35 protein-coding genes are annotated in these 22,735 nt (G+C 47.0%); 1 reads left to right on the top strand and 34 read right to left on the bottom strand.

All coding sequences use genetic code 11. The features are described 5' to 3' along the window. Positions 1–8 precede the first annotated feature (8 nt). From F7R24_RS10995 to pilM, 4 genes are read right to left on the bottom strand one after another with little or no spacing between them, the layout of a single operon-like run. Positions 9–584 carry a pilus assembly protein PilP gene (locus F7R24_RS10995; RefSeq protein ID WP_240776087.1) on the bottom strand — a complete coding sequence of 192 codons (576 nt, stop codon included), beginning with the start codon at positions 582–584 and terminating at the stop codon, positions 9–11. After that, positions 571–1,173 (bottom strand): type IV pilus inner membrane component PilO, encoded by a 603-nt coding sequence (locus F7R24_RS10990; protein WP_338087108.1) that lies wholly within the window; start codon positions 1,171–1,173, stop codon positions 571–573. The genes F7R24_RS10995 and F7R24_RS10990 overlap by 14 nt, the downstream gene beginning before the upstream one ends. Then, on the bottom strand, positions 1,173–1,721 hold the full coding sequence (locus tag F7R24_RS10985) for a PilN domain-containing protein (protein WP_151671300.1): 549 nt from the start codon (positions 1,719–1,721) through the stop codon (positions 1,173–1,175). The genes F7R24_RS10990 and F7R24_RS10985 overlap by 1 nt, the downstream gene beginning before the upstream one ends. A gap of 10 nt (positions 1,722–1,731) precedes the next feature. Beyond that, complete coding sequence (gene pilM, locus F7R24_RS10980) at positions 1,732–2,787, bottom strand: type IV pilus assembly protein PilM (protein ID WP_151671299.1); 1,056 nt, start codon at positions 2,785–2,787, stop codon at positions 1,732–1,734. A 146-nt stretch (positions 2,788–2,933) separates the two neighbouring features. On the opposite strand from pilM, the gene F7R24_RS10975 reads away from it, so the two are divergent. Then, positions 2,934–5,300 carry a penicillin-binding protein 1A gene (locus F7R24_RS10975; protein ID WP_151671298.1) on the top strand — a complete coding sequence of 789 codons (2,367 nt, stop codon included), beginning with the start codon at positions 2,934–2,936 and terminating at the stop codon, positions 5,298–5,300. A 127-nt stretch (positions 5,301–5,427) separates the two neighbouring features. On the opposite strand, the gene rplQ is transcribed toward F7R24_RS10975, so the two are convergent. The 30 genes from rplQ to fusA form a co-directional block, all read right to left on the bottom strand. Next, entirely contained in the window at positions 5,428–5,823 is a 396-nt protein-coding gene (gene rplQ / locus F7R24_RS10970) for a 50S ribosomal protein L17 (protein WP_151671297.1), read from the bottom strand. Between the two features lie 39 nt (positions 5,824–5,862). Further along, the gene (locus F7R24_RS10965; RefSeq protein ID WP_151671296.1) at positions 5,863–6,867 is read right to left on the bottom strand and encodes a DNA-directed RNA polymerase subunit alpha; all 1,005 of its coding nucleotides are present in this window, start codon (positions 6,865–6,867) and stop codon (positions 5,863–5,865) included. 24 nt (positions 6,868–6,891) lie between these two features. After that, a complete protein-coding gene (gene rpsD, locus F7R24_RS10960) occupies positions 6,892–7,512 on the bottom strand; it encodes a 30S ribosomal protein S4 (RefSeq protein WP_151671295.1) in 621 nt (206 codons plus the stop codon). 15 nt (positions 7,513–7,527) lie between these two features. Next, entirely contained in the window at positions 7,528–7,917 is a 390-nt protein-coding gene (gene rpsK, locus F7R24_RS10955; protein ID WP_036546531.1) for a 30S ribosomal protein S11, read from the bottom strand. A gap of 19 nt (positions 7,918–7,936) precedes the next feature. Continuing rightward, positions 7,937–8,293, bottom strand: coding sequence for a 30S ribosomal protein S13 (gene rpsM / locus F7R24_RS10950; RefSeq protein WP_151671294.1), 357 nt, complete (start codon positions 8,291–8,293; stop codon positions 7,937–7,939). A gap of 132 nt (positions 8,294–8,425) precedes the next feature. Beyond that, positions 8,426–8,542, bottom strand: a complete 117-nt coding sequence (rpmJ, locus tag F7R24_RS10945) for a 50S ribosomal protein L36 (protein ID WP_007021200.1) — start codon at positions 8,540–8,542, stop codon at positions 8,426–8,428. Positions 8,543–8,560: 18 nt separating this feature from the next. Beyond that, positions 8,561–9,883: a preprotein translocase subunit SecY gene (secY, locus tag F7R24_RS10940; protein ID WP_151671293.1), complete on the bottom strand. Its 1,323-nt coding sequence runs from the start codon at positions 9,881–9,883 to the stop codon at positions 8,561–8,563. Beyond that, positions 9,884–10,318, bottom strand: coding sequence for a 50S ribosomal protein L15 (rplO, locus tag F7R24_RS10935; protein WP_151671292.1), 435 nt, complete (start codon positions 10,316–10,318; stop codon positions 9,884–9,886). Between the two features lie 13 nt (positions 10,319–10,331). Continuing rightward, the gene (gene rpmD, locus F7R24_RS10930; RefSeq protein WP_151671291.1) at positions 10,332–10,514 is read right to left on the bottom strand and encodes a 50S ribosomal protein L30; all 183 of its coding nucleotides are present in this window, start codon (positions 10,512–10,514) and stop codon (positions 10,332–10,334) included. 3 nt (positions 10,515–10,517) lie between these two features. Continuing rightward, entirely contained in the window at positions 10,518–11,021 is a 504-nt protein-coding gene (rpsE, locus tag F7R24_RS10925) for a 30S ribosomal protein S5 (protein ID WP_151671290.1), read from the bottom strand. Positions 11,022–11,032: 11 nt separating this feature from the next. Next, positions 11,033–11,383, bottom strand: coding sequence for a 50S ribosomal protein L18 (gene rplR / locus F7R24_RS10920; RefSeq protein WP_151671289.1), 351 nt, complete (start codon positions 11,381–11,383; stop codon positions 11,033–11,035). A gap of 9 nt (positions 11,384–11,392) precedes the next feature. Continuing rightward, on the bottom strand, positions 11,393–11,926 hold the full coding sequence (gene rplF / locus F7R24_RS10915; RefSeq protein WP_151671288.1) for a 50S ribosomal protein L6: 534 nt from the start codon (positions 11,924–11,926) through the stop codon (positions 11,393–11,395). A gap of 11 nt (positions 11,927–11,937) precedes the next feature. After that, a complete protein-coding gene (gene rpsH, locus F7R24_RS10910; RefSeq protein ID WP_151671287.1) occupies positions 11,938–12,330 on the bottom strand; it encodes a 30S ribosomal protein S8 in 393 nt (130 codons plus the stop codon). 78 nt (positions 12,331–12,408) lie between these two features. Beyond that, positions 12,409–12,714 (bottom strand): 30S ribosomal protein S14, encoded by a 306-nt coding sequence (gene rpsN, locus F7R24_RS10905; protein WP_151671286.1) that lies wholly within the window; start codon positions 12,712–12,714, stop codon positions 12,409–12,411. A 13-nt stretch (positions 12,715–12,727) separates the two neighbouring features. Beyond that, a complete protein-coding gene (rplE, locus tag F7R24_RS10900; RefSeq protein ID WP_151671285.1) occupies positions 12,728–13,267 on the bottom strand; it encodes a 50S ribosomal protein L5 in 540 nt (179 codons plus the stop codon). Between the two features lie 14 nt (positions 13,268–13,281). Beyond that, complete coding sequence (gene rplX, locus F7R24_RS10895) at positions 13,282–13,605, bottom strand: 50S ribosomal protein L24 (protein ID WP_151671284.1); 324 nt, start codon at positions 13,603–13,605, stop codon at positions 13,282–13,284. Positions 13,606–13,703: 98 nt separating this feature from the next. Further along, on the bottom strand, positions 13,704–14,072 hold the full coding sequence (gene rplN, locus F7R24_RS10890; protein WP_151671283.1) for a 50S ribosomal protein L14: 369 nt from the start codon (positions 14,070–14,072) through the stop codon (positions 13,704–13,706). 70 nt (positions 14,073–14,142) lie between these two features. Further along, positions 14,143–14,439 (bottom strand): 30S ribosomal protein S17, encoded by a 297-nt coding sequence (gene rpsQ / locus F7R24_RS10885; RefSeq protein WP_151671282.1) that lies wholly within the window; start codon positions 14,437–14,439, stop codon positions 14,143–14,145. Beyond that, positions 14,440–14,631 carry a 50S ribosomal protein L29 gene (gene rpmC, locus F7R24_RS10880; RefSeq protein ID WP_151671281.1) on the bottom strand — a complete coding sequence of 64 codons (192 nt, stop codon included), beginning with the start codon at positions 14,629–14,631 and terminating at the stop codon, positions 14,440–14,442. Next, entirely contained in the window at positions 14,631–15,044 is a 414-nt protein-coding gene (rplP, locus tag F7R24_RS10875) for a 50S ribosomal protein L16 (RefSeq protein WP_036546494.1), read from the bottom strand. The genes rpmC and rplP overlap by 1 nt, the downstream gene beginning before the upstream one ends. Before the next feature lie 11 nt (positions 15,045–15,055). After that, the gene (gene rpsC, locus F7R24_RS10870; RefSeq protein WP_151671280.1) at positions 15,056–15,739 is read right to left on the bottom strand and encodes a 30S ribosomal protein S3; all 684 of its coding nucleotides are present in this window, start codon (positions 15,737–15,739) and stop codon (positions 15,056–15,058) included. A gap of 26 nt (positions 15,740–15,765) precedes the next feature. Next, positions 15,766–16,098: a 50S ribosomal protein L22 gene (gene rplV, locus F7R24_RS10865; RefSeq protein WP_476703644.1), complete on the bottom strand. Its 333-nt coding sequence runs from the start codon at positions 16,096–16,098 to the stop codon at positions 15,766–15,768. A 10-nt stretch (positions 16,099–16,108) separates the two neighbouring features. Further along, positions 16,109–16,387 carry a 30S ribosomal protein S19 gene (rpsS, locus tag F7R24_RS10860; protein ID WP_151671279.1) on the bottom strand — a complete coding sequence of 93 codons (279 nt, stop codon included), beginning with the start codon at positions 16,385–16,387 and terminating at the stop codon, positions 16,109–16,111. A gap of 12 nt (positions 16,388–16,399) precedes the next feature. After that, positions 16,400–17,227, bottom strand: a complete 828-nt coding sequence (gene rplB, locus F7R24_RS10855) for a 50S ribosomal protein L2 (RefSeq protein WP_151671278.1) — start codon at positions 17,225–17,227, stop codon at positions 16,400–16,402. A gap of 14 nt (positions 17,228–17,241) precedes the next feature. After that, complete coding sequence (rplW, locus tag F7R24_RS10850) at positions 17,242–17,538, bottom strand: 50S ribosomal protein L23 (RefSeq protein ID WP_151671277.1); 297 nt, start codon at positions 17,536–17,538, stop codon at positions 17,242–17,244. Further along, complete coding sequence (rplD, locus tag F7R24_RS10845; protein WP_151671317.1) at positions 17,535–18,140, bottom strand: 50S ribosomal protein L4; 606 nt, start codon at positions 18,138–18,140, stop codon at positions 17,535–17,537. Before rplD ends, rplW begins: the two co-directional genes overlap by 4 nt. Before the next feature lie 10 nt (positions 18,141–18,150). Beyond that, positions 18,151–18,789, bottom strand: a complete 639-nt coding sequence (gene rplC / locus F7R24_RS10840) for a 50S ribosomal protein L3 (RefSeq protein ID WP_151671276.1) — start codon at positions 18,787–18,789, stop codon at positions 18,151–18,153. Positions 18,790–18,899: 110 nt separating this feature from the next. After that, complete coding sequence (rpsJ, locus tag F7R24_RS10835; RefSeq protein ID WP_036511965.1) at positions 18,900–19,211, bottom strand: 30S ribosomal protein S10; 312 nt, start codon at positions 19,209–19,211, stop codon at positions 18,900–18,902. Between the two features lie 188 nt (positions 19,212–19,399). Beyond that, positions 19,400–20,593: an elongation factor Tu gene (tuf, locus tag F7R24_RS10830; RefSeq protein ID WP_151671265.1), complete on the bottom strand. Its 1,194-nt coding sequence runs from the start codon at positions 20,591–20,593 to the stop codon at positions 19,400–19,402. A 31-nt stretch (positions 20,594–20,624) separates the two neighbouring features. After that, a complete protein-coding gene (gene fusA / locus F7R24_RS10825) occupies positions 20,625–22,718 on the bottom strand; it encodes an elongation factor G (RefSeq protein WP_151671275.1) in 2,094 nt (697 codons plus the stop codon). Positions 22,719–22,735 lie beyond the last annotated feature (17 nt).

Genomic DNA, 22,735 nt, shown 5'->3' with positions numbered 1-22,735 from the left:
AATATCCCTTAATTGGACTCGGGAAGCGCAATGGTGCGTGGACGTTTCATCCAACCGCCACGGCCATTTGAAATTATTTCGGATATCTCAATCCGCCTCTCATCTAATCCGATCACCTGACCGTGATCTAGACCTAGATAATCACCAAGTACCACTTGATGCACCTCCCCTTTAGGATCACGAACCAGCGCAAAAAACTGGTCTGTATTAATTGGGGAAGTAATTGAACCAACCATGCGTAGATTGTCTAGAGCATAGCTTTCCAAATATTCAGTTGGTCTTTCAAAATCAGGAAAAACATCTGATAAAACTTCTTCGATAGCTTCTGCCTGTGGCACCAAGGGAGCAAAAGGATTCCTTAGGCTAGATCCTTCATAAACAAATGCTTCATAAGGTTTAAATTCTGGTAACGGAGGAATTTCCCCGGTTGGTTGTGAAGACCGCTCGGCGACAAATGCGCGCAGATCATTGGTATCTTCAACCCATAAGCAACCCTGTAAAGTAAAGGCCAGTATGGATACAGCCATTACGCCTTTGAACTGCTGCGGGTATGAGCGCCTGATATTCATTTCAGTTTTGTTCATAGCGATACGTTCTTGCATTGATTGTCATGGATAGTAACTCGCCAGATCCGCGTTGTATGTTGTAATCATGCAGAGTGACAATTCGCTCTATCTCTGCAACACCACTTACAAATGCGCCCATCTGATGATAGGTACCAGTTACCTCGATATTTATCGGCAGTTCAATGTAAAACTGAGCACGTCTTTCTGGTTGCAATGCTATGGTTTGAATATTTAGACCCGCTTGCCTGCCAATATCTGAAATATCTTCAAGAAGGTTAGGTACTTCTTTTTCAGTAGGCAATTGTTTAAGTATTTCAGAAAAACGTTCTTCAACGTCGGCCATCTGTCTTCTTAAAGCATCTAAGTTAGCCACTCGAAAAGATTTATTTTCAAACTCTCTTTTAAGATCTGCTTCTCTGGCAATTTCACGCTCAACCGCCTGATGCTTATCGGTAATAAGGAAATGCACGCCAGCCCCAATGACTGCGGCCATGACTAACAGATAACAAATAAACTTAATGCCAACCGGCCATGAACCCGATGCTTTGAAATCAAGATTATTAATATCAAAACCTTTAAATGCGTTTTGCAATCCATTCATATTCATTATTCATCCCCTCCTTCAGCCGGTCTTACCATAGGTACGGAGAGGTTGAATTGGCGAAGATTGTTGGACGTCCCTACTCGAGTGAGATTTGGTTCACCAAACCATTTAGAGGCTGCTAAGTTCCGCATGAGATTTGATACATCAACATTGACCACTGCGAACCCGTCAATCGTTATCACATCGGCAGCCCTTCTAATTGACGAGTAATAAAGATCATCCGGTAACACTCTGACTAATTCATCAAAATTACGGACGACCAAAGGACGAGTACCCTGAAGATCTTCAATGGCCTCTAAACGTTCAAGAAGCTGTGCGCGCAGTCTATTAAGCTCGTTAATTTCCGCCAACTGCCTATCAAGCTTTGCATTTTCTGCCCTAAGAAAGGCATTTCTCTCTTGCTGTCGGTTCATCTGCATATCGTAATAATAGCTAATGCCGAAAACGATTAATCCCGCCAATATTGCGGAGCCTACTAGATTCGAAATAAACCTTTTCTGCAGAAGGGCGTTCCGCTGTTCTCGCCAAGGTCTAAGGTTAATAAGTGCCATATATCAAGTCCTATTGATTAAAACTTCGTAGCGCAAGACCACAGGCCTTGACCAGGACTGCCCCATCGCGTTTAAGACGCTCTGAATTTAACTTACGGTTCACAGCACAGTGATCAAACGGAGCCATCACATCAGTTGTCAACTCTAACTCTTCACTCAATCGGCTACTGAGGTTAGGCAGACCCGAAACCCCGCCACACAAATAAACATGAGATAACTGACCGTGCACACCTGACGAATAGAAGAACTGTAAGGCTCTGGATACCTGTTGTACCACGGTATTGGTAAAAGGAACGACCATTTGTGAAACTATATCGTCATTCAAGGAGTTTTCGCGGAAAGCAAGATCAACCTCTTCCATCGACATACCATGCTGTTGATGAATGGCTTGAGAGAGGTCATTACCGCCAAAGGCTTGTTCACGGTTATAAACCACTTTTCCGTTTTGAATGACGTTCAGACACAGAGTAGATGCACCGATATCAATCACCGCAAACAGTCGATCATCGGGCTCTTGATCCAACATGCTAACCACTCGTTCCATCGCGTAGGTATCGACATCAACGACTTCGCACTTAACACCCGCACTTGACACTGCTTCTTCACGAGTTTCTGCTGCTTCTTTGCGGCAAGCAACTAATAAAATATCGTTCAAATTAGGATCTTTCTTGACAGGCCCAAGCACTTCAAAGTCTAAGGCCACTTCTTCAAGCGGATAAGGTATAAACTGGTCGGCTTCGATCTTGACCTGATCTTCTAAGTCGATACCGACAAACAGGTTACTGATCTGAATTTTCTTGGTGATCACGGCAGAGGAAGGAACTGCGACAACTGCAGCATTGTATTTTCCACCGCAAATTTTTAAACCACGCTCAATCGCTGCTGCAACAACATTAACTTCTTCAATATTTCCATCAATCACCGCGGTGGGTGATAACGGGACTATTGCATATGCATCAATTTGTCGCTGAGAGCCTGAAGAAGACATGGATACTAGCTTAACGGATGAAGAACCAATATCTATTCCTATCCAGCCAGATGATTTCTTTCCAAATAAGCTGACCACAATTCATTCCTTTTCCGAGTCAAACGGAAGCTTTTAATATATCAGCACAAGAGCCATACTTAATTAAAACGCTTGTCAACTGTACTGTAAAGCACCTAGACAGATATAATGCCTCTTTTAGCCTCAAATTAGACCAAAAGGTGACCATGCGCAACGTTTTATCCTTAATCAAGCTATTTATAGCACTTTTTTTCGTTGCCATTTTACTGGTTGCTGGCGTCGGTTTATTTGCCCTGTATCAATATAAACCCAATCTTCCAGATGTACACGAACTTCGTGAGGTAAGATTCCAGATTCCTTTAAGAATTTTTTCTGCAGATGGCAAGCTGATGGCTGAGTATGGTGAGCAGCGTCGCACGCCCATCCGTTATGATCAGATACCTGACAGTCTTCGACATGCCATTTTGGCGGCAGAGGATAGTCGCTTTTATGAGCACTTTGGTATCGATATAAAAGGACTTGCCAGAGCTGCGTTTCAATTAGCCTCTTCAGGAGAAATACAGACGGGTGGTTCTACCATAACCATGCAGGTGGCTAAAAACTTTTTTTTAACGCCCGAACGTACCTTTACTCGAAAATTTAATGAGATCTTATTATCTCTTAATATCGAAAAAGAGCTATCTAAGGAAGAGATACTTGAGCTTTACGTTAATAAGATCTATTTAGGACAACGGGCTTATGGTGTTCAAGCGGCTGCTAACATCTATTATGGCCGCGACATCAGCGAATTGAGTCTTGCGCAAGTGGCGACGATTGCTGGACTGCCTAAGGCACCGTCAGCAAACAATCCTGTTCGCAATCCACAACGTTCGACTGAGCGTCGTAACTGGATTCTTGGCCGAATGCTTAGCCTTGGGTATATTTCGCAAGCAGAGTATGAGGAAGCTGTGATTGAACCCGAAGTCGCTCGTTATCATTTCGCCGACATTGAGTTATCTGCCTTCTATGTCGCCGAAATGGTTCGCGCTGAAATGTTCAGGCTTTATGGTGATGATGCTTATACGGATGGCTTTAATGTCACCACAACAATTGACAGCAGGAAGCAAGAAGCCGCCGATGCTGCATTAAGAGCGGGTTTGATCGCCTATCATGAGCGTCATGGCTATCACGGTCCAGAAGCACAGGTTGATATCAGCAACCTTACACTGGAACAACGCTTGGCAGAATTATCCAATTATTCTTTACTAGGCAATATGCATCCAGCGCTGGTGATTAGTGTTGAAGAACGTGCTGCTACGCTGCTACTGCGTGATGGTATAGAGGTAACACTGGATTGGGATGCGATTCGCTGGGCTAGAGAGTTTCGTTCTGTTAACGCGATGGGACCCGTTCCGCAAAATGCTGGGAATGTCTTGTCAACGGGTGATGTGGTTCGCGTTTATCAGCAACCTGATGAGATTTGGCGCTTAACTCAATTACCACGAGTTCAGGGTGGCCTAGTGGCTATGGAACCCGATACGGGCGCCATTCGCGCTCTTTCTGGCGGCTTCAGCTTTAACCACAACAATTTTAACCGCGTCACCCAGGCATGGCGTCAACCCGGTTCAACCTTTAAACCTTTCTTATATGCTGTTGCCTTAGAAGAGGGCTATTCAGCTGCCAGCATCGTCAATGATTCACCCATCGTCATAGATGATGTCAGCTTGGGTGGAGAATGGCGACCTGAAAACCACTCTCGTGACTTTGAAGGCCCCATTCGCTTACGTGAAGCCCTATATCGTTCTAAGAATCTAGTATCTATTCGTTTATTGCGTGACATAGGACTGGCTGATGCCTATCCACAAATACTGGAATTTGGTTTTGACGCGGAACGTACGCCACAGAATTTATCGCTGTCTTTAGGGGCATCAGATGCCACCCTGCTGCAAGTCAATACCGGCTATGCTGCCTTTGCTAATGGCGGTTATCGAGTAGTGCCTTGGTTTATAGATGAGGTGACGCATGTTGACGGTCGTCCAGTTGAGCTACCCTTAGAAGCAGGTGATGCCTTTAAACATACCAATGCACGATTAAATAGTGCCGATCCTGAAAACTATCGAATTCTATCGGAATCCACTGCGTATATTATCAGTGATGTTTTAGCGGATGTTGTTCGCAGAGGCACTGGACGACGGGCTTTAGCACTGAATAGAACCGATCTTGCGGGTAAAACTGGCACCACCAACCAACAACGAGATGCGTGGTTTGCAGGCTATAACCCAAATCTGGTGACGACTGCTTGGATAGGTTTCGATCAACCGGCACCTTTAGGACGTAGCGAATACGGTGGCACTGCGGCTCTACCTGTCTGGATTGACTTTATGCGTGTAGCGCTTGAGGGTAAAGAGAACGCTGTTATTCCAAGACCCGAGAATGTGGTACAAGCGCGAGTTGACCCTGCAACAGGACTGCTTGCGTATGACGGCCAATCGGATGCTATTGTAGAGTACTTTACTGCTGAGACATTACCGAGACAAAGAACCAAAGCACCTGGCCAGGGTAGCAATAGTGTTTTGGAATCCCTATTCGACTGAATTGGGTAGTGTAAATGGCTTCCATCTTGCATTCATTCGATACAGATGGAAGCTAGACTAAAATAAACAGCTAAAAATTATCCAAAAAAAACCCGGTATGACCGGGCTTTTTGTGTGCAAGTAGATCTTAATCTTCGCTGTTATCTTCAACAGCTTCCGCATTGTGCGGACGATCAACAAGTTCTACATAAGCCATGGGTGCATTATCACCGCTACGGAAACCGCATTTTAGAATACGGATGTAACCGCCAGGACGATTCGCATAGCGAGGTCCTAATTCACCAAACAGTTTACCAACAGCGGCATCGCTGCGAGTACGAGCAAACGCCAAACGACGATTTGCTACACTGTCTGACTTAGCCAGAGTGATAAGTGGTTCAGCCACGCGGCGAAGTTCTTTAGCTTTTGGCAGAGTAGTCTTGATCAATTCGTGTTCGAACAAAGACACAGCCATATTCTTGAACATCGCTTTGCGGTGTGCACTTGTACGATTAAAGTGACGACCAGATTTACGATGACGCATTATTCAAAATCCTTAACAACTTAGTGTCAGAAGGCTAACTTAGGATGCCGCTTTATCGTCATTTTTGAGACTAGCAGGTGGCCAGTTCTCAAGACGCATACCAAGTGACAGCCCTTTAGAGGCCAAGACGTCCTTGATTTCAGTCAGCGACTTCTTACCTAGGTTAGGAGTCTTCAACAGTTCAACTTCGGTGCGTTGGATCAAGTCACCGATATAGTAGATCTGTTCTGCTTTTAGACAGTTAGCCGAGCGAACTGTCAGTTCAAGATCATCAACCGGACGCAACAGAACAGGATCGATCTCTGGATCGTCAGCTTCTGTACGCGACTGCTGGCTGGCATCTTTCAAGTCTACAAAGACCGCCAATTGCTCGTGAAGAATGGTAGCCGCACGACGGATACACTCTTCAGGATCGATGGTCCCATTTGATTCAATATCAATGATCAACTTATCAAGGTCAGTGCGCTGTTCAACACGGGCACTTTCAACTTGATAAGAGACACGTAATACTGGGCTGTAACTGGCATCCAGTAACAGACGACCAATAGTACGATTTTCATCTTCATCAGCCATACGCGAATCAGCAGGAACATAGCCACGACCACGAGTGATCTTAAGCTGAATATTCAAGCTGTTATCGCCGTTAAGATGCGCAATCACATGATCAGGATTGGCAATCTCAACATCTTGTGTAAGCTGTATATCAGCTGCGGTTACTACGCCTGCTACAGATTTGCTCAGGGTAAGAGTCGCATCATCACCATTGTGTAGTGTGAAAGCGACCCCTTTGAGGTTCAAAAGGATCTCAATGACATCCTCTTGAACCCCTTCAATGCTACTGTATTCATGTAGTACACCGTCGATTTCGACTTCGGTTACTGCACAACCAGGCATTGAAGAGAGCAAAATACGGCGCAGCGCATTACCAAGGGTATGACCAAAACCACGTTCTAGTGGTTCTAATGTCACCTTAGCGCGAGTTTTGCTGATTTCCTGTACGTCAATATGACGTGGACTAAGAAACTCGTTTACAGAACGCTGCATAGTATCACCAGTCAAGAGTTCAAATTACTTCGAGTAAAGCTCGACGATCAAATGTTCGTTGATGTCTTGAGCCAGTTCGCTACGCTCTGGAAGTGCTTTGAACTCACCTTCCATTTTCGCAGCATCGACTTCAATCCACTCAACTGGAGCACGCTGACCAGCCAATTCCAATGCGTGTTTGATACGCAATTGGTTTTTAGACTTTTCACGTACAGCAATCTTATCGCCAACGCTAACTTGGAACGAAGGAATGTTAACAACCTGACCGTTCACAGTAATTTGACGGTGAGAAACTACTTGACGAGCTTCTGCACGCGTTGAGCCAAAGCCCATACGGTATACTACGTTGTCTAAACGGCCTTCTAGAAGCTGTAATAGAACTTCACCAGTTGCGCCTTTACGACGAGCGGCTTCTTTGTAGTAACCACGGAACTGACGCTCCAGTACACCGTAAGTACGACGTACTTTTTGTTTTTCACGAAGCTGTAAACCGTACTCTGAGAGACGGCCACGGCGTGCGCCATGCACACCAGGAACAACTTCCGCTTTGCACTTACTATCCAGCGCACGAACACCACTCTTCAGAAAGAGATCTGTGCCTTCGCGACGGGACAGCTTGCACGTGGGTCCAAGATATCGAGCCATTATTCCGTCTCCTGATTACACACGACGTTTCTTCGGAGGACGACAGCCATTGTGTGGAATGGGCGTCACATCCGTGATGTTGTTAATTTTGTATCCGCAACCGTTTAGAGCACGAACTGCAGATTCACGACCGGGTCCCGGTCCTTTAACAAACACGTCTAGGTTTTTAAGTCCGTATTCCAGAGCTGCTTGTCCAGCACGCTCTGCTGCAACCTGTGCAGCAAACGGCGTGCTCTTACGAGAGCCACGGAAGCCTGAACCACCAGAAGTCGCCCAAGAAAGTGCATTTCCTTGACGATCGGTAATGGTGACGATGGTATTGTTAAAAGAAGCGTGGATGTGCGCGAGGCCATCCGCTACTTGCTTTTTAACCTTTTTACGTGTGCGATTACCTGGCTTTGCCATATTCGGGAATTCCTATCGCTTACTTACGGATCGGCTTACGCGGACCTTTACGGGTACGCGCATTCGTTTTGGTGCGTTGACCGCGAACCGGTAGGTTACGACGGTGACGCAGACCACGGAAACAACCAAGATCCATAAGACGCTTGATGTTCATGTTGACTTCACGACGAAGATCACCTTCGACGGTCAACTTGGTAATTTCACCACGAACATTATCGAGCTGTTCTTCAGATAGGTCGCCGATTTTAACGGTCGGCAGAATACCTACTGCAGTACAGATCTGTTTGGCTGTAGTGCGGCCAATCCCATAAATGTAAGTTAGAGAAATTACCGCATGCTTATTGTCAGGAATATTGACGCCAGCTATACGGGCCATTCAATCTACTCCATATTAATGCTCTGCACATAGCAGAGACAAATCATTCATCGTTCGTGGAAGGCGCGCAATTCTACTACTTGATCAAAAATAAATCAAGTCGAGCGGCCTCCACGGCTATAATTTTGTGGATTAACCCTGACGCTGTTTGTGTCTGGGTTCCACTTTACAGATCACGCGCACGGAACCGTTGCGACGTACGATCTTGCAATTACGGCAAATCTTTTTAACAGACGCGCGTACTTTCATGATCCACCTCTAACAGGTCTAACGCAGTGAACCTGCGCCACCTTTAAGATTCGATTTTTTCATCAGTGATTCATACTGATGGGACATCAAGTGTGATTGCACCTGAGCCATAAAGTCCATCACTACCACCACGACGATTAACAAAGAAGTACCACCGAAGTAGAACGGTATGTTCCAAGCAACCACTAGGAATTGTGGCATCAGTGATACAGCAGTTATGTAGAGTGCACCAAACAAGGTTAGACGCGACAATACAGTGTCAATATAACGGGCGGATTGTTCGCCAGGACGAATCCCAGGGATGAATGCACCAGATTTCTTTAAATTGTCTGCCACTTCACGCGGATTAAACATCAGCGCAGTGTAGAAGTAACAGAAAAACACGATCGCGATACCGAACAACAGAATATGTAATGGTTGACCTGGACCTAACGCCAGTGCCATATCCTGCAGCCAGTCAAGACCTTCACTTTGCCCAAACCACTGTCCCATTGATGCAGGGAACAGTAGGATACTGGAGGCAAATATCGGTGGGATTACACCCGCCATATTCACCTTCAAAGGTAAGTGACTGCTTTGTGCTGCATATACGCGACGGCCTTGTTGACGTTTTGCGTAGTTGATGGTGATGCGGCGTTGGCCACGTTCCATAAACACAACAAAAGCAACGGTTGCCATCGCTAATACAGCGATCAACAGCAGAGCCAAGATATTCAAGTCGCCTTGACGCGCAGCCTCGAAAGACTGACCTATTGCGCCTGGAAGACCTGCGACAATACCAGCAAAGATCAGGATGGATATACCGTTACCGATACCACGCTCTGTAACCTGTTCGCCTAACCACATCAGGAACACAGCACCCGCAACAAAGGTTACGACCGCTACAAAGTAGAAGCTTGCATCGGCTGCAAATGCCACGCCTTGACTAGCAAGACCGACAGACATACCGAATGCTTGGATTGTCGCTAATACAACCGTACCGTAACGCGTGTACTGGTTGATTTTACGACGACCTGCTTCACCTTCCTTCTTTAGTTGCTCCAGATGGGGACTGACCGCCGTCATTAACTGCATGATAATCGATGCAGAGATGTACGGCATAACACCCAGCGCAAGAATACTCATACGCTCAAGTGCACCACCCGAAAACATATTGAACAAACTCAGGATAGTACCCTGATTCTGTTCAAACAGCGCAGCAAGGCGATCTGGGTTAATACCAGGAACCGGTATGTGAGCACCAATTCGGTAAACGATGATCGCAATCAGAACAAAACGTAGGCGAGCCCAAAGCTCACCTAAGCCGTTCTGTCTTGCTGGTACTTGTCCTATCTTAGCCATTTACGCCTCGACTTTACCGCCAGCAGCTTCAATCGCAGCCTGAGCACCTTTGGTCACTTTTAGACCTTTAACAGTAACAGGCTTCGTGACTTCACCTGACAGAATCACACGTGCGACTTTAATCTCTTCACGAATGATGTCAGCATTTTTTAACGCTTCTAGATCAACAACGTCTGCCACAACTTTGCAAATTTCGCTTAAACGAATTTCAGCAACGTAACGTGACTTACGTGATGTAAAACCGAATTTTGGCAGACGACGCTGAATTGGCATCTGACCGCCTTCAAAACCCGGATTTACGCTTCCGCCTGAGCGGGATTTTAGACCCTTGTGGCCACGACCACAGGTTTTACCCAGACCGGAGCCGATACCACGACCAACACGCTTTGGAGCCTGTTTGGAACCGGCACCCGGGCGCAATGTATTTAGACGCATTGGGTGACTCCTATCATTCACCAACTACATGAACCATGTAGTTGACTTTATTAATCATTCCACGCACTGACGGAGTATCTTCCACTTCAACAACGTGACCGATACGACGCAGTCCTAGACCTTTAACACACAGCTTGTGATTCGGCAAAGTACCGATTGTGCTGCGAGTTAGGGTAACTTTAATTTTGTTAGCCATTGCTTAGTTCCCCAGGATCTCTTCAACGGTTTTGCCACGCTTAGCAGCAACGTCTTCAGGTGCATTCATTGATGCAAGACCTTTAACTGTTGCACGCACTACGTTAACCGGATTAGTTGAGCCATAGCACTTAGCCAATACGTTTTGCACGCCTGCAAGCTCAAGCACTGCACGCATCGCACCACCGGCGATGATTCCAGTACCTTCTGAAGCTGGCTGCATGTAAACGCGTGAAGCACCGTGTTGTGCTTTAACTGGATACTGCAATGTATGAGCATTCAGTGAAACGTTAACCATGTTACGACGCGCTTGTTCCATTGCTTTTTGAATTGCAACAGGAACTTCACGTGCCTTGCCACGGCCAAAACCGATACGGCCATTACCATCACCGACCACTGTCAATGCTGTAAAACCGAAGATACGGCCACCTTTCACCACTTTAGCAACGCGGTTTACCTGGACCAGTCTCTCCTGGAGTTCACCGTCTTTCTGTTCGTGATTTGCCATAATAGAAACCTTTAGAATTCCAGTCCGCCTTCGCGGGCCGCATCAGCCAGAGCCTGGACTCTGCCGTGATATTTATAACCGGAGCGATCAAACGCCACCTGTGAAACGCCAGCAGCTTTAGCACGATCTGCGATCAATGCACCCACTTTCTTAGCGGCTTCAACGTTGCCGGTAGAACCAGCACGCAATTCTTTTTCAACAGTTGATGCAGAAGCAATAACTGTTGCGCCATCAGCGGAAATGATCTGCGCATAGATATGACGTGGTGTGCGGTTAACACACAGACGTACTGCGCCTAGTTCACGCATTTTTAGGCGAGAGCGGCGCGCACGACGAATTCGAGCAATATTTTTTTCGTTCATGACCCAGCCTTACTTCTTCTTAGCCTCTTTACGGCGTACGTACTCTTCAGCATAACGAACTCCTTTACCTTTATAAGGCTCAGGTGGACGGAACGCACGAATCTCAGCAGCAACCTGACCCACTAGTTGCTTATCAGCACCAGAAAGAATGATTGTTGTGTTATTCGGAGCTTCAGCTTTTACGCCGCTTGGCAATTGGTAATCGATAGGGTGTGAAAAACCCAATGTTAGGTTGACAACGTCTTCTTTGACTGCAGCACGGTAACCTACACCGACCAGTTGCATGGTTTTCTGAAAACCAGTACTGACACCCGTTACCATGTTATTGACCAATGCACGAGTTGTGCCTGATAACGCAACCGCTTGCTTGCTGCCATCACGCGCTACGAAAGTTAACTTACCTTCGTTTTGCTCAACACCAACAGAAGGGTGAACATCCAAACTTAATTGACCGTTGCTACCCTTGACAGAAACTTCCTGCCCTTGGATCTTAACCTCAACACCTGCAGGTAATACAACGGGATTCTTTGCTATACGTGACATCAGAACTCCCCTTAGAATACCGTACAGATGACTTCACCACCGATACCAGCCTGACGGGCTGCGCGATCGGTCATGAGACCTTTACTGGTAGAGATAATCGCAATACCTAGGCCATCAGAAACTTTTGGCAGTTTTGCAACATGGCGATAAATACGCAAACTAGGCTTACTTACGCGCTTGATCTCTTCAATAACCGGTTTGCCTTCGAAATACTTAAGTTCGATGGTCAAAACTGGCTTGCTGTCACCTTCAACACTGTATTCAGTGATGTAACCTTCATCTTTTAGCACTTGTGCAATTGCAACTTTGTGCTTTGAAGAAGGCATAGAGACAGCTGGCTTCTCAGCCATATTACCGTTACGAATACGTGTGAACATATCCGCGAGGGTATCTTGCATACTCATGCTTATTTCCTCAGTTGTGCAGCGCAGCGCGGTAGCAGGATTATCCTGCCCAGACCGCTGTGCTTACCATTGACAAGCTTACCAGCTTGCTTTTTTCAGACCTGGAACGTCACCGCGCATGGCGGCTTCACGTAGCTTGATGCGTGAAAGACCGAACTTACGGTAGACACCGTGAGGACGACCAGTCACTTGGCAGCGACGTTGTTGACGTACAGGACTGGCATCACGTGGCATCTTCTGTAAAGCTACCTGTGCGTCCCAACGAGCTTCTTCCGAAGCTTCTGGGCTTGAAATGATCGCCTTAAGCTCAGCACGCTTAGTCGCAAATTTTGCTACCAGCTTAGTACGCTTCGCTTCACGGTTTTTCATTGATGTTTTAGCCATTTTCTACCCCTGATTATTTACGGAAAGGGAACTGCAAAGCGGTAAGCAAAGCAAGTCCTTCATCGTTAGTCTGAGCGGTAGTTGTGATCGTGATATCAAGACCACGCAACTTATCAACCTTGTCGTAATCGATCTCAGGGAAGATAATCTGCTCTTTCACACCCATACTGTAGTTTCCGCGTCCGTCAAAAGACTTTGGATTCAATCCACGGAAGTCACGGATACGTGGGATAGAGATATCAACCAAACGGTCAAGAAATTCCCACATACGCTCACCGCGCAGTGTAACTTTACAACCGATCGGCCAGCCTTCACGTACTTTAAAGCCAGCGATTGACTTGCGAGCTTTAGTGACCACAGGTTTTTGACCTGCGATTGACGTTAAGTCTGCAACAGCATTCTCAAGTTGTTTTTTGTCACCTAACGCTTCACCAACACCCATGTTTAGGGTGATTTTGGTAACGCGTGGAACAGCCATAATGTTAGGGCTTTTCAACTCTTCTTTCAGCTGTTGCTTCAATTCGTTATTGTACAGCGCTTTTAATCTAGACATTGCACCAACCTCTCTTACTTATCACCAACGACGGTTTCGCCGTTAGACTTGTAGAAGCGTACCTTGGTGCCGTCTTCAAGCTTCTTGAAGCCTACACGATCACCCTTGCCGGTAGCAGGATTGAAAATAGCGACATTGGAAGTGGCAATCGCTGCTTCCTTCTCAACAATGCCACCCTGCTGACCCAACATTGGGTTTGGCTTAACATGCTTCTTGATCATGTTAATGCCGGATACGATCAGGCGATCGTTTTCAAGAACACGCATGACTTTGCCACGCTTGCCTTTATCTTTTCCTGCGATCACGATGACTTCATCGTCGCGACGAATTTTACGCATTAGTTACCTTCCTTTCCTACTACCCTCTCATGCTCAAAAACGCCAAACCCTTTCGGGAATGGCGTTTTGAAGATGTAACCACTCTTGAAGCAGTTAAATCAGAGCACTTCAGGCGCCAGGGAAATGATCTTCATGAACTTCTCAGTACGAAGTTCACGCGTTACTGGGCCGAAGATACGAGTACCGATTGGTGCGCCGTTGTTATTCAACAAAACTGCTGAGTTAACATCAAAGCGGATGATTGAACCATCCGGACGACGAACACCTTTACGGGTACGTACTACGACTGCTTTAAGTACCTGACCTTTCTTCACCTTACCACGTGGAATGGCTTCCTTAACGGTCACCTTGATGATATCACCAACTCCGGCGTAGCGACGGTGAGAACCGCCTAGGACCTTAATACACATCACGCGCTTAGCGCCGCTGTTATCAGCAACATCAAGCATCGATTCAGTTTGAATCATGGTCTACCCCACAAAACTGTTAAACTGGCCATCAAAGACAGCCAGCATAATGGAGCAAAGGTGCAACAGTTTACACCTCTGCGGCAGGCTCTTCAACTGCCATTAATGCTTTATTTGCCTGTTCTTCAATTTTAACCAGGACCCAAGTCTTAGATTTAGACAAAGGACGTGATTCTTGAATGGTAACTACGTCACCAATACGGCATACATTATCAGCATCATGAGCATGCAGCTTAGTTGAACGACGAACAAACTTTCCGTAGATAGGATGTTTTTCTTTACGCTCAACAAGCACCGTGATGGTTTTATCCATCTTGTCACTGACGACCTTACCGGTCACCATACGAATACGTTTTTCTGCGCTCATTTATGCACCTGCCTTTTGCTTAAGAACAGTTTTGACGCGAGCGATATCGCGACGCACCTGGCCTAAAAGGTGATTTTGAGCCAGCTGACCGGTCGCTTTCTGCATACGCAGATTAAACTGGTCCTTCAGCAGATCCAGAAGTGTCTGCTGAAGCTCTTCTGCGGTTTTTTCGCGCAGTTCAGTCGCTTTCATTACATCACCGTCCGTTTAACTATGGTTGTAGTTACAGGCAGCTTTGCAGCAGCCAAGGCGAAGGCTTCAGATACTAACTGTTCGTTAACACCGCTGATTTCAAACAGCACCTTACCTGGCTGAATCTGTGCGACCCAGTATTCTACGTTACCCTTACCTTTACCCATACGTACTTCAAGGGGCTTAGTCGTGATCGGCTTATCCGGGAAAACACGGATCCAGATCTTACCACCACGCTTTACGTGACGCGTCATGGTACGACGAGCCGCTTCGATTTGACGCGCTGTAATACGACCGCGACCGGTCGCTTTCAGAGCGTATTCACCAAAGCTGACCTTGCTGCCACGCTGCGCCAGGCCGCGGTTACGGCCTTTCATCACCTTGCGGTACTTAAGTCGTTTTGGTTGCAGCATTGACGTTTACCTCACTTAGTTCCTTTCTTCTTAGGTGCATTTTTCTCGGCACGTACCTGTTCGATACCACCAAAAATCTCGCCCTTGAAGACCCAGACTTTAACGCCAATCACACCGTAAGTTGTGTGCGCCTCGTAGGTAGCATAGTCAATGTCTGCACGCAGTGTATGCAAAGGTACACGACCTTCACGATACCACTCAGTACGCGCAATCTCGGCACCGCCAAGACGACCGCTAACCTGAATTTTGATACCTTTTGCGCCGATACGCATTGAGTTTTGTACCGCACGCTTCATCGCACGACGGAACATTACTCGGCGCTCTAGCTGACTAGCTACGCTTTGCGCAACTAACTTGGCATCAAGGTCCGGTTTACGCACTTCTTCAATGTTGATGTGCACAGGCACACCCATCATTTCAGAAAGCGATGAGCGAAGCACTTCAACATCTTCACCCTTCTTACCAATCACAATACCAGGACGTGCAGTATGGATAGTAATTTTTGCGTTTTGAGCCGGACGCTCAATATCGATGCGACTTACAGACGCATTCTTTAGCTTGCCCTCAAGGTAGCTACGCACCTTGAGATCATTAAGCAGCTTACTCGCGTAGTCTGACTTGTCTGCGTACCATACCGAAGTATGATCTTTGACGATGCCGAGACGTATGCCAGTTGGGTTAACTTTCTGACCCATGTCGAAATCTCCTAGCCGTCAGCTTCTTAGTCAGCCACTTTAACAGTGATGTGCGAGGTGCGCTTTAGTATTCTATCAGCGCGACCTTTGGCACGTGGCCGAATGCGTTTCATGGTCATACCTTCATCAACAAAGATGGCCGATACGCGGAGTTCATCCACGTCAGCACCTTCGTTGTGCTCTGCATTTGCAATCGCAGAATCAAGCACTTTCTTGACCAGATCAGCACCTTTTTTGTTGCTGAACGTCAGGATATCGAGAGCTTCTCCCACAGACTTACCACGGATCTGATCAGCGACCAGACGGGCCTTCTGGGCGGAGATGCGGGCGCCGATATGTTTGGCGACTACTTCCATCATCTATCCTCCCTTACTTCTTTTTGGCCTTCTTGTCGGCTGCATGACCGCGGAATGTACGTGTAGCAGCAAACTCACCTAATTTATGACCGACCATATCCTCAGTGACAAACACTGGAACGTGCTGGCGGCCGTTATGTACTGCAATTGTCAAACCCACGAAATTTGGAAAAATCGTGGAACGACGCGACCAAGTTTTGATCGGACGTTTTTCATTTGCATCAATTGCAGCTTCTACCTTCTTCAACAGGTGAAGGTCGATAAATGGACCTTTCTTCAGTGAACGTGGCACAGCTGTATCCCCTTATTTAGCGCTACGACGGCGTACGATAAGTTTATTAGTACGCTTGTTCTTGCGGGTTTTATAACCTTTGGTTGGCACACCCCATGGAGTAACAGGATGACGACCGCCTGATGTACGACCTTCACCACCACCATGCGGGTGATCAACTGGGTTCATTGCTACACCGCGAACTGTCGGGCGCACACCACGCCAGCGTTTAGCACCAGCTTTACCCAACTGACGTAGGGAATGCTCGGAGTTGCTGACTTCACCCAGTGTGGCGCGACAATCAACTAATACTTTACGCACTTCGCCAGAACGCAAACGCAGAGTGGCATAAGCCCCTTCACGTGCAACTAGCTGTGCAGAAGCACCAGCAGAACGTGCCATCTGAGCGCCTTTACCAGGCTTCAGTTCGATACAGTGTACGGTACTACCGAGGGGGATGTTACGTAATGTCATGGTGTTGCCGACTTTGATATCAGCTGCTTCACCAGAAACAATTACAGATCCTGCCTGCAGACCTTTCGGTGCAATGATGTAACGACGCTCACCGTCTGCATATTTAATCAGAGCGATGTGCGCTGTACGGTTAGGATCGTATTCGATACGTTCAACAGTACCTATGATCCCATCCTTATTGCGACGGAAGTCGATTACACGGTAATGATGCTTATGACCACCACCTATGTGACGTGTTGTGATACGTCCATTGTTGTTACGACCACCGGTCTTGCTTTTCTTTTCGACCAGCGCTGCAAAAGGTTTACCCTTATGTAGGTCAGCACTGACTACCTTAACGACGTGACGACGTCCGGCAGAGGTCGGCTTTGATTTAACGAGTGCCATGATCTAACCCCTTCTTATTCGCCAGCCATGAAATCAATTTCAGAACCGTCAGCTAAGCGAACGTAGGCTTTACGAACATCATTACGCTTTCCTAAGCCACGCTGAGTGCGCTTAGTTTTGCCTTTGACATTCAATACGTTTACGCCATCAACTTTAACGTTGAATAACTGTTCTACGGCCTTTTTGATTTCGGGCTTGGTAGCATCGGAAGCTACACGAAATACAACCTGCTGCGATCCATCGGCAACAATTGTTGCCTTCTCAGAGATGTGTGGACCCAACAACACTTTATAAATGCGTTCAGGATTCATGCCAGCACCTCATTGATTTTATTCAGAGCTGCAGATGTTACGACAACCTTTTCGAAGCCAATTAGGCTGACTGGGTCAATCGCAGCAACATCACGAACGTCTACATGTGGGACGTTACGTGCAGCTAGATACAGGTTTACTTCAACTTCTTCAGTGATCAGCAGTGCGTTGCTTAACTCAAGCTCTTTCATCTTAGCGATGAATTGCTTAGTTTTCGGAGCTTCCATTTGGAAACCTTCAACCACTACCAAACGATCCTGACGAACAAGCTCAGAAAAGATACAACGCATCGCAGCGCGGTACATTTTCTTGTTAACCTTTTGCGAGTAGTCACGTGGACTAGCTGCGAAGGTTACACCACCGGAACGCCACAACGGTGAACGGATGGTACCCGCACGGGCACGACCAGTTCCTTTCTGACGGAATGGCTTAGCACCACCACCAGAAACCGCGGAACGATTCTTTTGAGCTTTAGTACCTTGACGACCACCTGCCATGTAAGCAGTGACGACTTGGTGTACCAGAGACTCATTAAACTCTTTGCCAAAAATTAGCTCGGAAACTTCTACCGAACCATTGGCTCCTGTCAGATTTATATTCATGTTAACCCCTTCAGCCGCGTGCTTTAACAGCAGGTTTAACGATGACGTCGCCATTGGTAGCGCCTGGAACAGCACCTTTTACCAATAGTAGGTTACGTTCAGCGTCTACACGTACGACTTCAAGAGTCTGAACTGTGCAACGAACGTCACCCATGTGACCTGCCATCTTTTTGCCTTTGAACACACGCCCCGGAGTCTGACACTGACCTATGGAGCCCGGAGCACGGTGAGAAAGTGAGTTACCGTGAGTCGCATCTTGAGTACGGAAATTCCAGCGTTTAACACCGCCTTGGAAACCCTTACCCTTACTACGACCGGTCACATCAATTTTCTGACCTGCTTCGAAGCGCTCAACTGTTAGCGAATCGCCAACATTGATTTCTTCATCACCGGAGAGACGGAACTCCCACAAACCACGACCAGCTTCAACTCCTGCTTTCGCAAAGTTTCCAGCTTCCGGCTTAGTCAGGCGATTAGCCTTCTTAGCACCGGTAGTCACCTGAATAGCCGCATAACCGTCAGTTTCTACGGTTTTAACAGCTGTCACGCGGTTCGGATCCACCTCGATGACAGTGACTGGCACGGACACGCCATCTTCTGTGAAGATACGGGTCATGCCCGCTTTACGTCCGATAAGTCCTACAGACATTTTAATACCTCTTGCCAGTTGAGTACGGGACTGTTACCCACTATGGTTGCCCATTACAGAGCATTCCTCAAATAGCGCTTCATTAACGTTATTAATTCTGCGCAGCTTGATTAGCCCAGGCTGATCTGCACTTCTACACCCGCAGCAAGATCTAGCTTCATCAGTGCGTCAACAGTTTTTTCTGTTGGCTCAACGATGTCTAGAACACGCTTGTGCGTACGGATTTCATACTGATCACGTGCATCTTTGTTCACGTGAGGTGAAATCAGAACGGTAAAACGCTCTTTGCGAGTAGGAAGTGGGATCGGACCATGCACCTGTGCGCCCGTACGCTTAGCAGTTTCTACGATTTCCTGCGCGGACGAGTCGATCAGGCGATGATCAAAAGCCTTCAGACGAATTCTGATTTTTTGGTTCTGCATTCTGATCACGCATTTCCTGTTGATTTTGTTACGGCAATAGCCGACCTCCCCTTACATGAGGGGACGCAAATTATACTTACAGAGTCAAGTGAGATCAACCCTAAAAGTATAAATTTTAACCAGTAATATTTATAAAAACGAAAGCCCTCCAAAGAGGGCTTTGTTTTATCAAATAATAACGTTAATTATTATTCAACGATTTTCGCTACAACGCCTGCACCCACTGTACGACCGCCTTCACGGATCGCAAAGCGCAGACCTTCTTCCATCGCGATTGGGTTGATCAGCGTAACAGTCATCTGTACGTTGTCACCCGGCATTACCATCTCAACACCTTCTGGTAGCTCACAAGCGCCAGTGATGTCTGTGGTACGGAAGTAGAACTGTGGACGGTAACCTTTGAAGAATGGCGTGTGACGACCACCTTCTTCTTTGCTCAGTACGTATACTTCGCCTTCAAACTTGGTGTGTGGCTTGATTGAACCTGGCTTACATAGAACCTGACCACGCTCAACGTCATCACGCTTAGTACCACGCAACAGCGCACCAATGTTCTCACCTGCACGACCTTCGTCAAGCAACTTACGGAACATCTCAACACCAGTACAAGTGGTCTTAGTCGTTGGACGGATACCAACGATTTCGATCTCTTCACCTGCTTTAACGATACCACGCTCTACACGGCCAGTTACTACAGTACCACGACCAGAGATAGAGAATACGTCTTCGATTGGCATTAGGAATGGCTTGTCGATAGCACGCTCTGGCTCAGGGATGTAAGTATCCAATGCTTCAACCAGTTTACGTACAGCAGTCGTACCCATTTCATTGTCATCTTGACCGTTCAACGCCATTAGCGCAGAACCGATGATGATTGGCGTGTCGTCGCCTGGGAAATCGTACTGATCTAGAAGCTCACGAACTTCCATCTCAACCAGTTCCATCAACTCTTCATCATCAACCATGTCCGCTTTGTTCAGGAACACAACGATGTAAGGTACACCTACCTGACGTGACAACAGGATGTGCTCACGCGTCTGTGGCATTGGGCCGTCAGCAGCTGAACATACTAGGATCGCGCCGTCCATCTGTGCAGCACCGGTGATCATGTTTTTAACATAGTCAGCGTGCCCTGGGCAGTCTACGTGTGCATAGTGACGGATCGTTGATTCGTATTCTACGTGTGATGTAGAGATAGTAATACCACGCTCACGCTCTTCCGGTGCATTGTCGATACCGTCAAATGCAACCGCAGTACCACCAAACACTTCTGCACATACGCGAGTCAGTGCAGCTGTTAGGGTTGTTTTACCGTGGTCAACGTGGCCAATGGTTCCTACGTTGACGTGAGGCTTGTTACGTTCAAAAGCTTTCTTAGCCACGGCTAAATCCTCTTAATAATATTTAACTAAATCAGTAATGTTTCATGACAGCTTCAGCTACGTTTTGCGGCGCTTCGCTGTAGCAATCAAACTCCATGGAGTAAGTTGCACGACCTTGTGAAGCAGAGCGCAAATCAGTTGCGTAACCAAACATTTCACCCAGGGGTACCTGAGCGTCGATGACCTTGCCAGATATGGTATCTTCCATACCCTGAACCAGCCCACGACGACGATTCAAATCACCCATTACATCGCCCATGTATTCCTCAGGCGTCACAACTTCGACTTTCATCATCGGCTCGAGTAGACATGGACTCGCTTCCTGAGCGTACTTCTTCAGCGCTTGGGATGCTGCAATTTTAAATGCCATCTCGTTAGAGTCAACCTCGTGGAAAGAACCATCGTAGAGTCGTGCTTTTAGACCGATCAGAGGATAGCCGGCAATAACACCGTTCTTCATCTGTTCTTCAACACCTTTCTGGATAGCTGGTATGTATTCTTTAGGAATCACACCACCCACGATTTCGTTTACGAACTCTAGCCCTTCAGCTTCACTTGGACTAAATTCGATAACAACGTGCCCGTATTGACCACGACCACCAGACTGGCGAGCAAACTTGTGATTTGCTACGACTGGCTTGCGGATCTTTTCGCGATAAGCTACCTGCGGCTTACCAATGTTTGCTTCAACTTTGAATTCGCGTTTCATACGATCAACAATGATATCGAGGTGAAGCTCACCCATACCAGAGATGATGGTTTGACCCGTTTCTTCATCGGTTGCAACACGGAAAGAGGGATCCTCTTGAGCAAGCTTGCCCAAAGCGACACCCATTTTCTCTTGATCAGCTTTAGATTTTGGCTCAACCGCTACTGAGATAACTGGCTCTGGGAATTCCATGCGCTCTAGAATAATTCGCTTGTCTAAGTCACATAGCGTATCACCTGTGGACACATCCTTCAGACCGATTACCGCAGCGATATCACCCGCACGGACTTCTTTAATCTCATCACGGGCATTAGCGTGCATCTGCACCATACGACCGATACGCTCTTTTTTCTCCTTAACGGAGTTATAAACGCTATCACCTGAGTTGAGCACACCCGAGTAAACACGAATAAAAGTCAAGGTACCGACGAACGGGTCAGTCGCAATCTTGAATGCCAACGCAGCGAAAGGCTCGTCATCGTCTGCAACACGCGTTGCGACAGTTTCGTCCTTATCGTCTAAGACACCCTCGATCGCTTTAACTTCAGTGGGTGACGGTAGGTATTCAATAACTGCGTCAAGCACCGCTTGAACGCCTTTGTTTTTGAATGCAGATCCGCACAACATCAAAACGATTTCATTGTTACAAGTGCGCTTACGCAGACCTGATTTGATTTCCTCTAGGGTTAGCTCTTCGCCACCTAGGTATTTATCCATCAACTCTTCGTCTGCTTCGGCAGCGGCTTCTATAACATTTTCGCGAAGCTTTTCGGCTTTTTCAACGAGATCAGCAGGAATATCCTCTAGCTTAAAGGTCATCCCCTGATCAGCTTCGTTCCACAGAATCGCCTTCATACGCAACACATCAACCACACCGGTGAAGCTGTCTTCTGAACCGATAGGGAAGTTGATAGGAACAGTGGTGACGTTTAAACGCTTCTGTAACTGATCTTCTACGCGAAAGAAATCAGCACCCGCACGGTCCATTTTATTAACGAAAACCATGCGTGGCACTTCATATTTGTTAGCCTGACGCCAAACCGTTTCGGTTTGAGGCTGAACACCTGAAGAAGCACAAAGAACAACAACCGTACCGTCAAGGACGCGCAAAGAACGTTCAACTTCAACGGTGAAGTCAACGTGCCCCGGCGTATCTATAACGTTGATACGATGCTCTTCAAACTGCTTTTCCATACCACTCCAGAAAGCAGTGATGGCAGCAGAGGTGATAGTGATACCACGCTCCTGCTCTTGTTCCATCCAGTCTGTAGTGGCAGCACCATCGTGTACCTCACCTAATTTGTGAGATAACCCCGTGTAAAATAGAATTCGCTCCGAAGTGGTGGTTTTACCAGCATCTACGTGTGCACAGATACCTATATTACGGTAACGAGAGAGCGGTGTTTTACGAGCCACGACGTCTTCCTCTAGCT

Source organism: Nitrincola schmidtii, from assembly GCF_008973715.1.
Classification (GTDB): Bacteria; Pseudomonadota; Gammaproteobacteria; order Pseudomonadales; family Balneatricaceae; genus Nitrincola; species Nitrincola schmidtii.
The sequence above is the reverse complement of the archived record's forward strand: the minus strand, read 5'-3'. Positions and strand labels throughout refer to the sequence as shown.

What these genes read in the sequence shown, in the direction of transcription:
- rpmD (WP_151671291.1), bottom strand. Translation starts at nt 10,514, where the DNA reads ATGGCTAACAAAATTAAAGTTACCCTAACTCGCAGCACAATCGGTACT.
- rpsQ (WP_151671282.1), bottom strand. Translation starts at nt 14,439, where the DNA reads ATGAGCGCAGAAAAACGTATTCGTATGGTGACCGGTAAGGTCGTCAGT.
- rplQ (WP_151671297.1), bottom strand. Translation starts at nt 5,823, where the DNA reads ATGCGTCATCGTAAATCTGGTCGTCACTTTAATCGTACAAGTGCACAC.
- rpmJ (WP_007021200.1), bottom strand. Translation starts at nt 8,542, where the DNA reads ATGAAAGTACGCGCGTCTGTTAAAAAGATTTGCCGTAATTGCAAGATC.
- rpsE (WP_151671290.1), bottom strand. Translation starts at nt 11,021, where the DNA reads ATGGCAAATCACGAACAGAAAGACGGTGAACTCCAGGAGAGACTGGTC.
- rpsH (WP_151671287.1), bottom strand. Translation starts at nt 12,330, where the DNA reads ATGAGTATGCAAGATACCCTCGCGGATATGTTCACACGTATTCGTAAC.
- rplD (WP_151671317.1), bottom strand. Translation starts at nt 18,140, where the DNA reads ATGAATATAAATCTGACAGGAGCCAATGGTTCGGTAGAAGTTTCCGAG.
- rpsJ (WP_036511965.1), bottom strand. Translation starts at nt 19,211, where the DNA reads ATGCAGAACCAAAAAATCAGAATTCGTCTGAAGGCTTTTGATCATCGC.
- rpsD (WP_151671295.1), bottom strand. Translation starts at nt 7,512, where the DNA reads ATGGCTCGATATCTTGGACCCACGTGCAAGCTGTCCCGTCGCGAAGGC.
- rplC (WP_151671276.1), bottom strand. Translation starts at nt 18,789, where the DNA reads ATGTCTGTAGGACTTATCGGACGTAAAGCGGGCATGACCCGTATCTTC.
- F7R24_RS10965 (WP_151671296.1), bottom strand. Translation starts at nt 6,867, where the DNA reads ATGCAGCGTTCTGTAAACGAGTTTCTTAGTCCACGTCATATTGACGTA.
- rpsN (WP_151671286.1), bottom strand. Translation starts at nt 12,714, where the DNA reads ATGGCTAAAACATCAATGAAAAACCGTGAAGCGAAGCGTACTAAGCTG.
- rplP (WP_036546494.1), bottom strand. Translation starts at nt 15,044, where the DNA reads ATGCTGCAACCAAAACGACTTAAGTACCGCAAGGTGATGAAAGGCCGT.
- F7R24_RS10985 (WP_151671300.1), bottom strand. Translation starts at nt 1,721, where the DNA reads ATGGCACTTATTAACCTTAGACCTTGGCGAGAACAGCGGAACGCCCTT.
- rpmC (WP_151671281.1), bottom strand. Translation starts at nt 14,631, where the DNA reads ATGAAAGCGACTGAACTGCGCGAAAAAACCGCAGAAGAGCTTCAGCAG.
- secY (WP_151671293.1), bottom strand. Translation starts at nt 9,883, where the DNA reads ATGGCTAAGATAGGACAAGTACCAGCAAGACAGAACGGCTTAGGTGAG.
- rplO (WP_151671292.1), bottom strand. Translation starts at nt 10,318, where the DNA reads ATGCGTCTAAATACATTGCGCCCGGGTGCCGGTTCCAAACAGGCTCCA.
- rpsM (WP_151671294.1), bottom strand. Translation starts at nt 8,293, where the DNA reads ATGGCCCGTATAGCTGGCGTCAATATTCCTGACAATAAGCATGCGGTA.
- rplE (WP_151671285.1), bottom strand. Translation starts at nt 13,267, where the DNA reads ATGTCTAGATTAAAAGCGCTGTACAATAACGAATTGAAGCAACAGCTG.
- rplX (WP_151671284.1), bottom strand. Translation starts at nt 13,605, where the DNA reads ATGCGTAAAATTCGTCGCGACGATGAAGTCATCGTGATCGCAGGAAAA.
- rpsC (WP_151671280.1), bottom strand. Translation starts at nt 15,739, where the DNA reads ATGGGTCAGAAAGTTAACCCAACTGGCATACGTCTCGGCATCGTCAAA.
- rplF (WP_151671288.1), bottom strand. Translation starts at nt 11,926, where the DNA reads ATGTCACGTATAGCAAAGAATCCCGTTGTATTACCTGCAGGTGTTGAG.
- F7R24_RS10995 (WP_240776087.1), bottom strand. Translation starts at nt 584, where the DNA reads ATGAACAAAACTGAAATGAATATCAGGCGCTCATACCCGCAGCAGTTC.
- rplR (WP_151671289.1), bottom strand. Translation starts at nt 11,383, where the DNA reads ATGAACGAAAAAAATATTGCTCGAATTCGTCGTGCGCGCCGCTCTCGC.
- F7R24_RS10975 (WP_151671298.1), top strand. Translation starts at nt 2,934, where the DNA reads ATGCGCAACGTTTTATCCTTAATCAAGCTATTTATAGCACTTTTTTTC.
- rplW (WP_151671277.1), bottom strand. Translation starts at nt 17,538, where the DNA reads ATGAATCCTGAACGCATTTATAAAGTGTTGTTGGGTCCACACATCTCT.
- rplB (WP_151671278.1), bottom strand. Translation starts at nt 17,227, where the DNA reads ATGGCACTCGTTAAATCAAAGCCGACCTCTGCCGGACGTCGTCACGTC.
- rpsK (WP_036546531.1), bottom strand. Translation starts at nt 7,917, where the DNA reads ATGGCAAAGCCAGGTAATCGCACACGTAAAAAGGTTAAAAAGCAAGTA.
- rplN (WP_151671283.1), bottom strand. Translation starts at nt 14,072, where the DNA reads ATGATTCAAACTGAATCGATGCTTGATGTTGCTGATAACAGCGGCGCT.
- rplV (WP_476703644.1), bottom strand. Translation starts at nt 16,098, where the DNA reads ATGATGGAAGTAGTCGCCAAACATATCGGCGCCCGCATCTCCGCCCAG.
- F7R24_RS10990 (WP_338087108.1), bottom strand. Translation starts at nt 1,173, where the DNA reads ATGAATATGAATGGATTGCAAAACGCATTTAAAGGTTTTGATATTAAT.